The organism is Citrobacter sp. Cf072, assembly GCF_030334485.1.
GTDB classification, from domain to species: domain Bacteria; phylum Pseudomonadota; class Gammaproteobacteria; order Enterobacterales; family Enterobacteriaceae; genus Citrobacter; species Citrobacter freundii.
The window spans coordinates 45,970-59,908 of record NZ_JAOWDX010000036.1 but is presented as its reverse complement, the minus strand read 5'-3'; the positions used below and the strand labels follow the sequence as shown (position 1 = coordinate 59,908).

General features: G+C 53.1%; 12 protein-coding genes and 4 tRNA genes. 12 read left to right on the top strand and 4 right to left on the bottom strand.

Translation table 11 applies throughout. The annotated features are described in order from the left end of the window. The first annotated feature begins 6 nt into the window (after positions 1-6). From rfbA to OGX66_RS05195, 12 genes are all read left to right on the top strand, one after another. Complete coding sequence (rfbA, locus tag OGX66_RS05250; protein ID WP_003017976.1) at positions 7-888, top strand: glucose-1-phosphate thymidylyltransferase RfbA; 882 nt, start codon at positions 7-9, stop codon at positions 886-888. Continuing rightward, positions 866-1,543, top strand: coding sequence for a dTDP-4-amino-4,6-dideoxy-D-galactose acyltransferase (gene rffC, locus OGX66_RS05245; RefSeq protein WP_088902906.1), 678 nt, complete (start codon positions 866-868; stop codon positions 1,541-1,543). The genes rfbA and rffC overlap by 23 nt, the downstream gene beginning before the upstream one ends. 4 nt (positions 1,544-1,547) lie before the next feature. Next, positions 1,548-2,678, top strand: coding sequence for a dTDP-4-amino-4,6-dideoxygalactose transaminase (rffA, locus tag OGX66_RS05240; RefSeq protein ID WP_044714765.1), 1,131 nt, complete (start codon positions 1,548-1,550; stop codon positions 2,676-2,678). Position 2,679: 1 nt separating this feature from the next. Further along, the gene (gene wzxE, locus OGX66_RS05235) at positions 2,680-3,930 is read left to right on the top strand and encodes a lipid III flippase WzxE (RefSeq protein ID WP_044714764.1); all 1,251 of its coding nucleotides are present in this window, start codon (positions 2,680-2,682) and stop codon (positions 3,928-3,930) included. Continuing rightward, positions 3,927-5,006, top strand: coding sequence for a TDP-N-acetylfucosamine:lipid II N-acetylfucosaminyltransferase (locus OGX66_RS05230; RefSeq protein WP_044714762.1), 1,080 nt, complete (start codon positions 3,927-3,929; stop codon positions 5,004-5,006). The genes wzxE and OGX66_RS05230 overlap by 4 nt, the downstream gene beginning before the upstream one ends. Continuing rightward, entirely contained in the window at positions 5,003-6,358 is a 1,356-nt protein-coding gene (wzyE, locus tag OGX66_RS05225; RefSeq protein ID WP_044702225.1) for an ECA oligosaccharide polymerase, read from the top strand. The genes OGX66_RS05230 and wzyE overlap by 4 nt, the downstream gene beginning before the upstream one ends. After that, entirely contained in the window at positions 6,358-7,098 is a 741-nt protein-coding gene (gene wecG / locus OGX66_RS05220) for a lipopolysaccharide N-acetylmannosaminouronosyltransferase (protein ID WP_088902905.1), read from the top strand. The genes wzyE and wecG overlap by 1 nt, the downstream gene beginning before the upstream one ends. 277 nt (positions 7,099-7,375) lie before the next feature. Beyond that, positions 7,376-8,761 (top strand): bifunctional threonine/serine APC transporter ThrP, encoded by a 1,386-nt coding sequence (gene thrP, locus OGX66_RS05215; RefSeq protein WP_003017961.1) that lies wholly within the window; start codon positions 7,376-7,378, stop codon positions 8,759-8,761. Positions 8,762-8,863: 102 nt separating this feature from the next. Then, positions 8,864-8,940: transfer RNA gene (locus tag OGX66_RS05210), tRNA-Arg, on the top strand. Positions 8,941-8,996: 56 nt separating this feature from the next. After that, a tRNA-His gene (locus tag OGX66_RS05205) sits at positions 8,997-9,072 on the top strand. Positions 9,073-9,092: 20 nt separating this feature from the next. Next, a tRNA-Leu gene (locus OGX66_RS05200) sits at positions 9,093-9,178 on the top strand. Positions 9,179-9,219: 41 nt separating this feature from the next. Next, positions 9,220-9,296 (top strand) — tRNA-Pro (locus tag OGX66_RS05195). Positions 9,297-9,751: 455 nt separating this feature from the next. Here the strand turns inward: OGX66_RS05195 and hemY are convergent. The 4 genes from hemY to hemC are packed head-to-tail and all read right to left on the bottom strand — an operon-like array spanning position 9,752 to position 13,829. Beyond that, positions 9,752-10,951, bottom strand: coding sequence for a protoheme IX biogenesis protein HemY (hemY, locus tag OGX66_RS05190; RefSeq protein ID WP_088902904.1), 1,200 nt, complete (start codon positions 10,949-10,951; stop codon positions 9,752-9,754). A gap of 2 nt (positions 10,952-10,953) precedes the next feature. After that, positions 10,954-12,129: a uroporphyrinogen-III C-methyltransferase gene (gene hemX, locus OGX66_RS05185; protein WP_088902903.1), complete on the bottom strand. Its 1,176-nt coding sequence runs from the start codon at positions 12,127-12,129 to the stop codon at positions 10,954-10,956. Between the two features lie 21 nt (positions 12,130-12,150). Beyond that, positions 12,151-12,891 carry a uroporphyrinogen-III synthase gene (hemD, locus tag OGX66_RS05180; RefSeq protein WP_044714757.1) on the bottom strand — a complete coding sequence of 247 codons (741 nt, stop codon included), beginning with the start codon at positions 12,889-12,891 and terminating at the stop codon, positions 12,151-12,153. Further along, complete coding sequence (gene hemC, locus OGX66_RS05175) at positions 12,888-13,829, bottom strand: hydroxymethylbilane synthase (protein WP_136346122.1); 942 nt, start codon at positions 13,827-13,829, stop codon at positions 12,888-12,890. Before hemC ends, hemD begins: the two co-directional genes overlap by 4 nt. Positions 13,830-13,939: the final 110 nt, after the last annotated feature.

Genomic DNA, 13,939 nt, shown 5'->3' with positions numbered 1-13,939 from the left:
CAACGCATGAAAGGTATCATTCTGGCGGGGGGCTCAGGTACTCGCCTGTATCCCATTACGCGTGGCGTATCAAAGCAGCTATTGCCTATTTACGATAAGCCGATGATTTACTACCCGTTATCAGTATTGATGCTGGCGGGAATTCGCGAAATCCTGATTATCACTACACCGGAAGATAAAGGCTATTTCCAGCGCTTACTGGGCGATGGATCTGAGTTCGGCATTGAATTGCACTATGCTGAGCAACCCAGTCCGGATGGATTAGCACAGGCGTTTATCATTGGTGAAACGTTCCTTAACGGTGAACCATCATGTCTGGTGTTAGGAGACAATATCTTCTTTGGTCAGGGATTTAGTCCAAAACTGCGTCATGTGGCTGCCCGAACGCAAGGCGCGACGGTGTTTGGCTATCAGGTGATGGATCCTGAACGTTTTGGTGTTGTTGAGTTTGACGAAAATTTTCGCGCAGTCTCACTGGAAGAGAAACCGAAAGAACCGAAGTCTAACTGGGCGGTGACAGGACTCTATTTCTATGACAGTAAAGTGGTGGAATATGCAAAACGCGTAAAACCGTCTGAGCGTGGAGAACTGGAGATTACGTCCATTAATCAGATGTATCTTGATGACGGACACCTGACGGTAGAGTTGCTTGGGCGTGGTTTTGCCTGGCTTGATACCGGTACGCATGACAGTTTGATCGAAGCGAGTACTTTTGTGCAGACGGTAGAGAAACGCCAGGGCTTTAAAATAGCCTGTCTGGAAGAAATCGCCTGGCGTAACGGTTGGCTGGATGACGAAGGCGTGAAGCGTGCCGCCAGTTCACTGGCCAAAACGGGATATGGCCAATATTTGTTGGAGCTGCTCCGTGCTCGTCCGCGCCAGTATTGAGCCGCTTAGCTGGGAAAATACGTTCTTTGGCGTCAATAGCGCCATTGTGCGTTTTGACCAACACGCGTCGGTTCTGACTGCGGATGCGTTGCAGCCCTGGTCGCGGGTACAGGCAAAAATACCTGCCGCCAATACCCAAGCATTAGATGCCCTGCAACAGCTGGGCTTCTCACTGGTTGAAGGTGAAGTGGATTTTGTGCTGCCAGTGACGTGTGCGCATGGTGACCCCGGTGCGCAGGTCGCACAAACTACGGATATCCCTGCATTACGCCATCTGGCAGGACAGGCGTTCGCGCAAAGTCGTTTTCGCGCCCCGTGGTATGCCGCAGATGCCAGCGCGCGTTTTTATGCGCAGTGGATTGAAAACGCGGTGCTGGGGACGTTCGATCATCAATGCCTCGTTTTTCGTACACCAACAGGTGAGATTCGTGGCTATGTCTCGCTGCGTGAACTGAATGCGACCGAGGCGCGAATTGGCCTGCTAGCCGGGCGTGGGGCGGGAGCAGAACTGATGCAGGCCGCGCTTTGCTGGGCGCAGGCTCACGGTAAAACAGCACTGCGTGTGGCGACCCAAATGGGCAATACCGCCGCGCTTAAACGTTATATACACAGTGGTGCGAATGTGGAAAGCACCGCGTATTGGTTATACAGGTGACACGATGATTCCATTTAACGCACCGCCGGTGGTGGGCACTGAACTCGATTACATGCAGTCTGCGATGAACAGCGGCAAACTGTGTGGCGATGGCGGTTTTACCCGTCGCTGCCAGCAGTGGCTGGAACAGCATTTTGGCAGCGAGAAAGTATTGCTGACGCCTTCCTGCACCGCATCGCTTGAGATGGCGGCATTGCTGCTGGATATCCAGCCTGGCGATGAAGTCATTATGCCAAGCTATACGTTTGTCTCCACGGCCAATGCTTTCGTGCTGCGAGGCGCGAAAATTGTCTTTGTTGATATCCGCCCGGATACCATGAACATTGACGAAACGCTGATTGAAGCGGCGATCACCGACAAAACCCGCGCGATTGTGCCGGTGCATTACGCGGGTGTGGCCTGCGAAATGGATACTATTATGGCGCTGGCGACCAAACATAACCTGTTTGTGGTGGAAGATGCGGCCCAGGGCGTTATGTCGACTTACAAAGGTCGGGCGCTGGGGACGATTGGTCACATCGGTTGCTTTAGCTTTCATGAGACCAAAAATTATACCGCAGGTGGTGAAGGCGGCGCGACGCTGATTAATGATAAAAAATTAGTCGAACGTGCAGAGATCATCCGTGAAAAAGGGACAAACCGCAGCCAGTTTTTCCGTGGCCAGGTAGATAAATATACCTGGCGTGATATCGGCTCCAGCTATTTGATGTCCGATCTACAGGCCGCCTATCTGTGGGCGCAACTGGAAGCGGCGGACCGCATTAACCAGCAGCGTCTGGCGCTGTGGCAGAACTACTATGATGCTCTTGAACCGCTGGCGCGTGCCGGACGTATCGAGCTGCCTTCTGTACCGGAAGACTGCGTGCAAAACGCCCATATGTTTTACATCAAGCTGCGCGATATCGACGATCGCACGGCGTTGATTAACTTCCTGAAAGAAGCCGAAATTATGGCGGTGTTCCACTATATCCCGCTGCATGATTGCCCGGCTGGCGACAAATTCGGCGTATTTGCCGGTGTTGATCGTTACACCACCAAAGAGAGCGAGCGTTTGCTGCGTTTACCGCTGTTCTACAACCTGTCGCCGGTCAACCAGCGAACGGTAATTTCGACCTTACTCAACTACTTCGCCTGAAATGTCGCTTGCTAAAGCGTCCTTATGGACGGCAGCCAGTACGCTGGTAAAAATTGGTGCGGGTTTGCTGGTCGTGAAGCTGCTGGCGGTGTCGTTTGGCCCGGCAGGCGTGGGGCAGGCGGGTAACTTCCGCCAGATGGTCACCGTGCTTGGTGTCCTGGCGGGGGCCGGCATTTTCAACGGCGTCACGAAATATGTTGCGCAGCACCATGACGATCCGAACCGGCTCCGCAAGGTCGTCGGTACATCTTCCGCGATGGTGCTGGGATTCTCTACGCTGATGGCGGTGATTTTTCTGCTGGCGGCCGCACCAATCAGTCAGGGATTGTTTGGTCATACTCATTATCAGGGGCTGGTAAGACTGGTTGCGCTGGTGCAGATGGGCATTGCCTGGGCGAATCTGCTGCTGGCGTTGATGAAGGGGTTTCGCGATGCGGCGGGTAACGCGCTGGCGCTGATTGTGGGTAGTCTGGTGGGCGTAGTGGCTTATTATGGCTGTTATCGCCTGGGAGGGTATGAAGGCGCTTTGCTGGGTCTGGCGTTAGTGCCCGCGTTGGTCGTTATCCCCGCCGCTATTATGCTGATTAAGCGTGGGGCGATTCCGCTGCATTACCTGAAACCCTCGTGGGATAACGGTCTGGCTGGACAGCTAAGCAAGTTTACGCTGATGGCGCTGATTACCTCCGTAACGTTGCCTGTGGCATACGTGATGATGCGAAACCTGCTGGCGGCGCAGTACAGTTGGGATGATGTGGGGATTTGGCAGGGGGTAAGCAGTATCTCTGATGCTTATCTGCAATTCATTACCGCTTCATTCAGTGTTTACTTGCTGCCGACGTTGTCGCGACTGACTGAAAAGCGCGACATTACGCGCGAGGTGGTTAAGTCGCTGAAGTTCGTGTTACCAGCAGTTGCCGCCGCGAGCTTTACCGTTTGGCTACTGCGTGACTTTGCTATCTGGCTGCTTTTCTCCGCAAAATTCACCGCCATGCGCGATCTGTTTGCCTGGCAACTGGTTGGCGATGTACTAAAAGTTGGGGCGTATGTCTTTGGGTATCTGGTGATCGCGAAAGCGTCGCTGCGGTTTTATATTTTGGCTGAAATTAGCCAGTTCATGTTATTGACGATGTTTGCTCACTGGCTGATCCCTGCACATGGTGCGCTGGGAGCGGCACAGGCTTATATGGCAACGTACATCGTCTATTTTTCACTTTGTTGTGGCGTGTTTTTACTCTGGCGTAGGCGGGCATGACTGTACTGATTCACGTTCTGGGATCGGATATCCCTCACCATAACCAAACCGTGTTGCGGTTTTTCAACGACTCGCTTGCCGCGACGAGCGAGCACGCGCGCACGTTTATGGTTGCCGGTCAGGATGCGGGATTCAGTGAGAGCTGCCCGGCGTTATCGCTGAGTTTTTACAGCGGGAAAAAAGCGTTAGCCGAAGCAGTTATCGCGAAAGCAAAAGCGAATCGCCAACAGCGATTCTTCTTCCACGGTCAGTTCAACACCAGCCTGTGGTTGGCGCTGCTGGGCGGGGGAATTAAACCGACGCAGTTTTACTGGCATATCTGGGGTGCTGATTTATACGAAGTCTCCAGTGGGCTGAAATTCCGCCTGTTTTACCCGATTCGCCGCATGGCGCAGAATCGCGTGGGCTGCGTGTTTGCCACACGGGGCGATTTACGTTATTTCGCCGAGCAACATCCGCATGTACGGGGTGAGTTGCTCTATTTCCCAACGCGAATGGATCCTTCACTCAATAACATGAGCAATGATTGTCAGCGCAGCGGCAAGATGACGGTGCTGGTTGGCAACTCTGGCGATCGCAGCAATGAGCATGTTGCCGCGCTGCGTGCTGTCCATCAGCAGTTCGGCGACACGGTGAACGTGATTGTGCCGATGGGTTATCCCGCCAATAATGAGGCCTATATCGACGAGGTTCGCCAGGCCGGTATGGCATTATTTAGCGCTGATAATCTGCAAATTTTAAGTGAAAAGCTGGAATTTGATGCCTATCTAACATTATTGCGGCAATGCGATTTGGGTTACTTTATTTTTGCCCGACAGCAGGGGATCGGTACCCTGTGTTTGCTGATCCAGGCGGGTATCCCGTGCGTGCTCAACCGTGAAAATCCCTTCTGGCAGGATATGGTGGAACAGAATCTTCCGGTGTTATTTACCACGGATGATCTCAATGAAGGCGTCGTACGTGAAGCGCAGCGCCAGTTGGCATCGGTAGATAAAAACACGATTACCTTCTTTAGCCCGAATTATCTGCAGCCGTGGTATAACGCGCTGCGCATTGCTTCAGGAGAAACCGTATGAGCCTGATGCAATTCAGCGGTCTGCTGGTAGTCTGGCTGCTCTCCACCTTGTTTATCGCCACGCTGACCTGGTTTGAGTTCCGCCGCGTACGTTTTAACTTCAATGTTTTCTTCTCATTGTTGTTCTTGCTGACGTTCTTCTTCGGATTCCCGTTAACCAGCATCCTGGTGTTCCGCTTTGATGTGGCAGTGGCTCCGCCGGAGATCCTGCTGCAGGCCTTGCTGTCAGCAGCCTGTTTCTATGCCGTCTACTACGTGACGTATAAAACGCGATTGCGTAAGCGAGTAGAGGGTAAGCCGCGTAGGCCGCTGTTTACCATCAATCGCGTTGAAGCCCATTTGACCTGGGTTATCCTGATGGCGATTGCGCTGGTGAGCGTGGGCGTCTTCTTTATGCACAACGGATTCCTGCTGTTCAGACTGCAATCCTATAGCCAGATTTTTTCCAGCGAAGTCTCTGGGGTCGCTCTGAAGCGTTTCTTCTACTTCTTCATTCCGGCCATGCTGGTGGTTTATTTCCTGCGTCAGGACAGCAGAGCGTGGTTGTTCTTCCTGGTGAGCACCGTCGCGTTTGGTTTGCTGACCTATATGATTGTGGGCGGGACGCGCGCCAATATCATCATTGCGTTTGCCATTTTCTTGTTTATCGGCATTATTCGCGGCTGGATTTCGCTGTGGATGTTGGTCGCCGCAGGCGTGCTGGGTATTGTCGGGATGTTCTGGCTGGCCTTGAAGCGCTACGGAATGAGCGTTAGCGGCGATGAGGCGTTCTATACGTTCCTGTACCTTACGCGCGACACCTTCTCGCCGTGGGAGAACCTGGCGCTGTTGCTGCAGAATTACCACAATATTGAGTTCCAGGGGCTGGCGCCGATTGTTCGTGACTTCTATGTCTTTATCCCTTCCTGGCTGTGGCCTGGGCGGCCGAGTATTGTACTCAACTCAGCGAACTACTTTACCTGGGAAGTGTTGAACAACCACTCGGGACTGGCGATTTCGCCGACGTTAATTGGTTCACTGGTGGTGATGGGCGGGGCGCTTTTTATACCATTAGGCGCGATTGTCGTTGGACTCATTATCAAGTGGTTCGACTGGCTGTATGAGCTAGGTAACCAAGAAACCAACCGCTATAAGGCGGCGATTTTGCACAGTTTCTGTTTTGGCGCCATTTTCAATATGATCGTGTTGGCACGTGAAGGGCTGGATTCGTTTGTCTCGCGAGTGGTCTTTTTCCTCGTGATTTTTGGCGTTTGCCTACTGATGGCAAAACTGCTGTTTTGGCTATTCGATAGCGCAGGACTCATCCATAAACGAATCAAGTCGCTGCCCCGGACACAAATTGAAGGATCGTAATGACAGATAACACAACTGCGCCGCTTTATTCGCTGCGCGGATTACAACTGATTGGCTGGCGCGATATGCAACATGCGCTGAATTACCTGTTTGCCGAAGGACACCTCAGGTCAGGAACGCTGGTGGCTATCAACGCTGAGAAAATGCTGACAGCAGAAGATAATCCTGAAGTGAGGGAGCTGATCAACGCCGCGGAGTTCAAATATGCGGATGGGATTAGCGTGGTGCGTTCGGTGCGCAAAAAATTCCCACAGGCGCAGGTTTCACGTGTGGCCGGTGCTGACCTTTGGGAAGCGCTGATGGCGCGAGCCGGGCAAAACGGAACGCCTGTTTTCCTGGTTGGTGGCAAGCCTGAAGTTCTGGCGCAAACAGAGGCAAAACTACGTGCAAAGTGGCGTGTGAACATTGTGGGTAGCCAGGATGGTTATTTTACCTCAGAGCAGCGTCAGGCGTTATTTGAGCGTATTCACGCCAGCGGCGCGCAAATTGTGACGGTGGCGATGGGTTCGCCGAAACAAGAGATCTTTATGCGTGATTGCCGCAAGACTCACCCCGACGCGCTGTATATGGGCGTGGGTGGCACCTACGACGTCTTTACCGGTCACGTTAAGCGTGCGCCTAAAATCTGGCAAAATCTGGGGCTGGAGTGGCTGTATCGCTTATTGTCGCAACCGAGCCGTATTACTCGACAACTTCGCTTATTACGCTATCTACGCTGGCACTATACCGGCAACCTCTGACGCCCTCTCTCCTCTGATAAGTAGCGTGATCTGCTAATTACGCTACTTATTCACAACATAATCGCTGCTTTCTCGCACAATATATTCATTTTTTGAATGCTTTAATTGCCATTTAAGCGATTTTAGGAAACCATTCGCAACAATCATTTCAGTGCCGTGGAGTTTTGACGCCAACTGCTAAGCGGTCGGTGTCGTATAGCCTGTTATGACATAACAAGATGTACCCATAACGAGAACCGGTAATACCGGACAGCATGCAAACACAACAAGAGGATTTATGGCCGAGAACAAACCTGAGCTACAGCGTGGGCTGGAGGCTCGTCACATCGAATTAATTGCCCTCGGGGGCACTATTGGCGTCGGGCTGTTTATGGGGGCCGCCAGTACCCTGAAATGGGCGGGACCTTCGGTTCTGCTGGCGTATATCGTCGCCGGGCTGTTCGTATTTTTCATTATGCGTTCTATGGGGGAGATGTTATTCCTCGAGCCGGTTGCCGGTTCATTCGCTGTTTACGCTCACCGTTATATGAGCCCCTTCTTTGGCTATCTCACCGCCTGGTCATACTGGTTTATGTGGATGGCGGTGGGGATCTCAGAGATTACCGCCATCGGGGTGTACGTCCAGTTCTGGTTCCCGGAAATGGCGCAATGGATACCCGCACTGATCGCGGTCGGACTGGTTGCATTGGCGAACCTCGCCGCAGTTCGCTTGTATGGTGAAATTGAGTTCTGGTTTGCCATGATCAAAGTGACCACCATCATTGTGATGATCGTCATTGGGTTAGGGGTGATTTTCTTCGGTTTTGGTAATGGCGGTCAGGCGATCGGCTTTGGCAACCTGACCGAACACGGCGGTTTCTTTGCCGGTGGTTGGAAGGGCTTCCTGACAGCATTGTGTATTGTCGTGGCTTCTTACCAGGGCGTGGAGCTGATTGGCATTACTGCAGGTGAAGCGAAGAACCCACAGGTCACGCTGCGTAGCGCGGTAGGTAAAGTGCTGTGGCGTATCCTGATTTTCTACGTTGGCGCAATTTTTGTTATCGTCACTATTTTCCCGTGGAACGAGATTGGCAGCAACGGCAGTCCGTTTGTTCTCACCTTTGCCAAGATTGGTATTACCGCCGCGGCGGGGATTATTAACTTTGTGGTCCTGACGGCGGCGCTGTCGGGTTGTAACAGTGGCATGTACAGCTGTGGGCGTATGCTCTACGCGCTGGCCAAGAATCGCCAGCTCCCCGCCGCTGTTGGGAAAGTTTCTCGCCATGGCGTACCGGTTGCCGGCGTGGCCATTTCTATCGCGATCCTGCTGATTGGTTCGTGCCTGAACTACATCATTCCCAATCCGCAGCGCGTGTTTGTTTATGTCTATAGCGCCAGCGTGTTGCCGGGGATGGTGCCGTGGTTTGTGATCCTGATAAGTCAGCTGCGTTTCCGTCAGGCGCATAAAGCGGCGATTGCCAGTCATCCATTCCGCTCCATTCTGTTCCCGTGGGCGAATTATTTGACGATGGCGTTCCTGATTTGCGTATTAATTGGCATGTACTTTAATGAAGATACCCGAATGTCGCTTTTTGTTGGCATGGGTTTCTTGTTGGCCGTGACGTTCATTTATAAGGTTTTTGGTCTGAATCGTCATGGCACAGCCCATAAATTGCGGGAATAAGCGACAAAACGCACAAACCATGACCAAACGATAATTTATTTTAAAAAAGCACTAGACAGAAGACCGAGACCTCCGTAATATCCAGCCCCGCAACGGCGCTAAGCGCCCGTAGCTCAGCTGGATAGAGCGCTGCCCTCCGGAGGCAGAGGTCTCAGGTTCGAATCCTGTCGGGCGCACCATTTAGTAGGGTGCCAGAGCTGCGGTGGTTTTAATACCGCGTAAAAGATTTGCAGTGGTGGCTATAGCTCAGTTGGTAGAGCCCTGGATTGTGATTCCAGTTGTCGTGGGTTCGAATCCCATTAGCCACCCCATTAATTTAAAGTTGTGAAATGCGAAGGTGGCGGAATTGGTAGACGCGCTAGCTTCAGGTGTTAGTGTCCTTAGGATGTGGGGGTTCGAGTCCCCCCCCTCGCACCACGACTTAAAGAATTGAACTAAAAATTCAAAAAGCAGTAAAACGGCGAGTAGCGCAGCTTGGTAGCGCAACTGGTTTGGGACCAGTGGGTCGGAGGTTCGAATCCTCTCTCGCCGACCAATTTTGAACCCCGCTTCGGCGGGGTTTTTTGTTTTCTGATTTTCCCTTCTCAGCCTTTATTCCCGCGAATTACCTGATGTCTTAAAAAGTCCGAATACCTGGTTTTTGCAGTGCAATCGTGGCATGCCTTGTGCAATAATATGCGGGTAGATGCTCATTCCATCTCTTATGTTCGCCCTCTGGCCTCATAAACTCAGGAATGATGCAGAGCCATTTACGGTGCTTATCGTCCACAGACAGATGTCGCGTAGCCTCATCAAACACCATGGACATAACGTTGAGTGAAGCACCCATTTATGTTGTCATACAGACCTGTTTAACGCCTGCTCCTTACCGAGCGGGCGTTTTTTTATGCATACACAAAATCCTTCGAGCTGCTTCTCGAATGATTTTGTGTATACGAGATGAAAAATATGTAGGCCCGGTAAGCGAAAGCGCCACCGGGCATTCAGGAGTTACTGCGGGGGATTGTTGTTCTGCAACGTCAACATCAGGCCATCACGACGCATGGTGGCGGCTTCTTCCGGTTGATGCAGTCTGTCCAGCGCGTCAGCAAGCCAGGCGTAGTCATAGGCATCCGGGCGCTGTTTGAGAGCGGCACGGAAGGCGAGCGTGGCTTCCTGCCATTCCCCATGCTTCATTAACGACTGACCCAGCGTACTCCACAGCAACGGGCGATCGCCCACGGCTTTAATCTGCTGGCGCAACACTTTCTCTATCTGCTCCGGATTATTGGTTTTCAGACGCGGGATCGGTAGCACCAGGCGGTCATCGTACTGACGTTTCAAACCATCAATGATGACCTGCTGCGCCGTATCGTGATCGTCACACTCAATCAGATGTTCAGCCATTGCTACCTGCAAAGCAACCTGATGACGAGTTTTACGGTTCTGGTTTTTCCACCATGCACGCAGCCCCTCGCTGCCCTGATCGGCGCGGACCTGATCCATCAAGCCAACCCATGCCTGTTGTTCCAGCATAGCGTGGTGCTCGTCATCACCCACATGCGCTTTTGCCATGGATGGGATGATATCCAGCAAGGAACTCCATGCGCCGGTGCGAATGTAGGCCTGCTCAGCCAGACGCAGCACCTCCGGATGACGTGGCGTTACTTCCAGCAGTTTGTCTACGCTGTGGCGTGCGGCGTGATTTTCATTACGCGCCAGTTGCAGGCGAACGCGAGCGATTTCTACCGGGATCGTATCATTTCCCGCCAGTTCGGCAGCACGCTCAAGGTGTTGGTTGGCGCGAGCTTCGTCACCGCGCTGCTGAGCCGCTTCTGCCGCCAGCAGGTAATTCACTACTGGCTGTTCTGCATGATCGGCATTTTTCGACATCAGCTTCTCAACCTGCTGATAGTCACCTTCTGCCAGTTTGAGCAGCGCCTGTTCGGTCTGCTTACGGGCGCGACGACGTTTACGACCCACAAACCACCCACGGGTATGTGCGCCAGTGCGGAAAATTCGGCGCAACAGCCATTCAATCGCAAACAGGACGACCATGGCGACGATCAGTATGATCACCAGGCCCGTCACACTGGTTTCGATATTGTAGTTATCCGTCTGGATCAACACGTAGCCCTGATGACCGGCTATCATCGGACCGACGACGATCCCGGCGATCAACAGCACAAAGAGCAACAATACTTTTAGCATCATTATTCTCCTTGCGGCGCGGTTGCCGGAGCGTCTGTCGAAGGCGCTGGCGCTGCTGCTACCGGTGCTGTGGCAGGTTGCGCCAGTAAATTACGTACGCGGGTCTGCATTAACTTGTCGAGAATAGCCTGACTCTGCAGCGTTTCCGGGACATCCATACTGATGCTTTGCTGGCTCAGTTGGTCTACTTCTTCAAGGAACGCTTTGGTCGCTGCATCGTCGGTGTCGTAGTAAGCACGCACCCATGTGGAGACATTTTCCAGCGCCTGGCGGTATGTCTCTTCCTGATGACGCGGCACGGCCTGTGCAGCTACTAACAGGCGGGAACGGATATTTTCACGTAAGTAAACGTCCTGGTTCGGTGCCAGCAGCGGTACGGCAGTTTCATCACGACGGCGCACGGTGATAAAGCTGTCCATAAAGTTCTGCCAGCTTTTTTGCAGATTGACGCGCCATTCGCTAATTGAGCTGGAAAGCTCGCTGCTGTCCGAGTCCATCGGTGAATCGTCGGTGTCGTTGTCGGCCAAACGCAGGTTATCGATCTGATTAGAGAGTTGATTCACTTTCAGGATAATGCCGTCATAGTCGACCTGAGTCACCGCGGAGAGGCTCGCGATATCGTCAGTAATCGCACGTCGCGCGGTAATTAAGCTCGGGTCGTTCATATCTGCCAGACTGGCATCGGCGCTTTTCAGCAGCGCCGCGGCGGTAGTGACGTCCTGATCGCTCCATAATTTGCGACCAGCCAGTTTCACCAGGAAATCAGCCTGCGCCAGCAGCCATGTTCCAGCATCGCTGCCGGAGATGGTGGCGACTTTTTGCTGGACTTCATCAAGCTGTTTGACCAGCGCGGCCTGCTGGCGAGTGGCTTCATCCAGCTGCGTTGCCTGCTGTTTAATAATACCTTCCAGCTCAGCTTTCTGGCTTTCCTGCGCTTTTTGCAGTGCCGTCAGCTGGTTCGCCAGCGCATCGCTGGTTGCCATTTGTGTTGTTGCCTGTTGTTTCCCCCAGCCGTACAGCCCAACGCCTGCTGCCAGCGCAATAGCAATCGCCACAGCGCTCAGAATCAGCGCCGTGCTGTTCTTACTCTTTTTTTCAGTATTAACTGGCTGTGACGTGGTTTCCACGGCCTCCCTGGTCTCTTCAACCACGGCGGAGGATTTTTCTTGTTCCGTCATTATGGCATCCCATTATGAGAGTTATTGTAATGCGCGTAGTAGCGCATCGTTGTCGGCGTTATCAGCGACCTTAATATCTTGCCAGCCCAGTTCCCGGGCGAGGTGCGCCAGACGCTCACTGACGACCAGCAGCCGACAGCGTAGTAACCAGTGCTCACGATACCACTGTGGAATAAGCGTCCAGAGCTGTTGTAGCATCTCTCCGCTAGTGACGACCACCGTGGTTACGCCACGGGATTGCCAGCGCATCGCTTCTTCTGCACCATCGTAATATTTTGCACTGCGTTGATAACATTCACAAAAATCGACATCGGCTCCGCGTGCCGTCAGGGTTTCACCTATCAGCTCACGGCCACCGTTGCCGCGTAATATAAGCGCGCGTTTTCCCGCAATATTTTGTAATTCAGGTAATTGTAGCAAGACTTCGCTAATTTCCCGATCCAGAGGGTAGTGAATATTGAAGCCGCTAACAGTATGCAGCGCCAGCGCCGTTGTACGGCCAATGGCAAAATATCGCGGAAGGGATGGCCAGCTTTTCTCTTGCTGCTGAAGCTCGGCATCTGCAAAGGTAACGGCGTGCTGCGAGAGGACGAAGACCAGATCGTTCTCCGTCAGCGCCGACAGTCGGGAAGCAAGCGTTGCCAGTTCCCGACCAGGTGAAAACTCGATGAGCGGAAAACTCCAGGCCACCTGCCCCAGTGTGCGCAGACGGCTCACTAACTCTTCCCCTGCGGGAGACGGGCGGGTGACCAGAATACTCATGCGGGTGCTTCTCCGTTATAAACTTCAGCCAGAATGGCGCGCGCACCGTTCTCCAGCAGTTCTTCTGCCAGAGAGATGCCCATCTGTTCGGCATCCTGTGTGGCGCCGCGACGTTCTCCGCATACCATCTGTGAACCGTCTGGCGCGCCGACCAGCGCACGTAGCCAAATCTCACCGTCGATGATTTCGGCATAGCTACCAATAGGTACCTGACATCCCCCTTCCAGGCGGGTGTTCATGGCGCGTTCTGCTTTGACGCGTAGCGCCGTCTCTTCATGGTTGAGCGGCGCTAACAGCGCCTGAGTGCGCATATCATCCAGTCGACATTCTATGCCTACTGCGCCTTGTCCGACAGCGGGCAGGGAGACTTCCGGCGGCAGAGCGGTACGGACTCGCGACTCAAGACCTAAACGTTTTAATCCAGCGACCGCCAGAATAATGGCGTCATAATCGTCGTTATCCAGTTTGCTGAGGCGCGTGCCTACGTTGCCGCGCAGCGAACGGATGACGAGATCCGGGCGACGCTTCGCCAACTGGCACTGGCGACGCAAACTGGATGTCCCAACGATGCTGCCTGCGGGGAGTTCATCCAGCGTGTTGTACTTATTTGAGACGAAAGCATCACGCGGATCCTCTCGCTCGCAAATGGTGACCAGTCCAAGACCGTCAGGGAATTCAACCGGCACATCCTTCATGGAATGCACGGCGATATCGGCGCGTTTTTCCAGCAGCGCGACTTCCAGCTCTTTAACAAACAACCCTTTCCCTCCGACTTTCGCCAGCGGGGTATCAAGGATCACATCGCCACGGGTTACCATAGGAACCAGTTCCACGATCAGACCTGGGTGGTTTGCCATTAAGGCGTCTTTGACATAATGTGCCTGCCAGAGCGCAAGGGGGCTTTGGCGTGTGGCAATTCTCAAAACATTGTCTAACATGCTTGTTACCGTCATTATCAATCATTGACCATCCTAACATCCTTATCAAAGGGATGTCAGCGTTACGCTCAAACGTAAGTGAGAGGAAAAGGCGCTGCATCATCACTGTC

Excerpts from the sequence above, each read along its gene's own strand:
- hemX (WP_088902903.1), bottom strand. The coding sequence starts at position 12,129 with ATGACGGAACAAGAAAAATCCTCCGCCGTGGTTGAAGAGACCAGGGAG.
- OGX66_RS05230 (WP_044714762.1), top strand. The coding sequence starts at position 3,927 with ATGACTGTACTGATTCACGTTCTGGGATCGGATATCCCTCACCATAAC.
- hemD (WP_044714757.1), bottom strand. The coding sequence starts at position 12,891 with ATGAGTATTCTGGTCACCCGCCCGTCTCCCGCAGGGGAAGAGTTAGTG.
- rffA (WP_044714765.1), top strand. The coding sequence starts at position 1,548 with ATGATTCCATTTAACGCACCGCCGGTGGTGGGCACTGAACTCGATTAC.
- hemY (WP_088902904.1), bottom strand. The coding sequence starts at position 10,951 with ATGCTAAAAGTATTGTTGCTCTTTGTGCTGTTGATCGCCGGGATCGTC.
- hemC (WP_136346122.1), bottom strand. The coding sequence starts at position 13,829 with ATGTTAGACAATGTTTTGAGAATTGCCACACGCCAAAGCCCCCTTGCG.
- wecG (WP_088902905.1), top strand. The coding sequence starts at position 6,358 with ATGACAGATAACACAACTGCGCCGCTTTATTCGCTGCGCGGATTACAA.
- rfbA (WP_003017976.1), top strand. The coding sequence starts at position 7 with ATGAAAGGTATCATTCTGGCGGGGGGCTCAGGTACTCGCCTGTATCCC.
- thrP (WP_003017961.1), top strand. The coding sequence starts at position 7,376 with ATGGCCGAGAACAAACCTGAGCTACAGCGTGGGCTGGAGGCTCGTCAC.
- wzxE (WP_044714764.1), top strand. The coding sequence starts at position 2,680 with ATGTCGCTTGCTAAAGCGTCCTTATGGACGGCAGCCAGTACGCTGGTA.
- wzyE (WP_044702225.1), top strand. The coding sequence starts at position 5,003 with ATGAGCCTGATGCAATTCAGCGGTCTGCTGGTAGTCTGGCTGCTCTCC.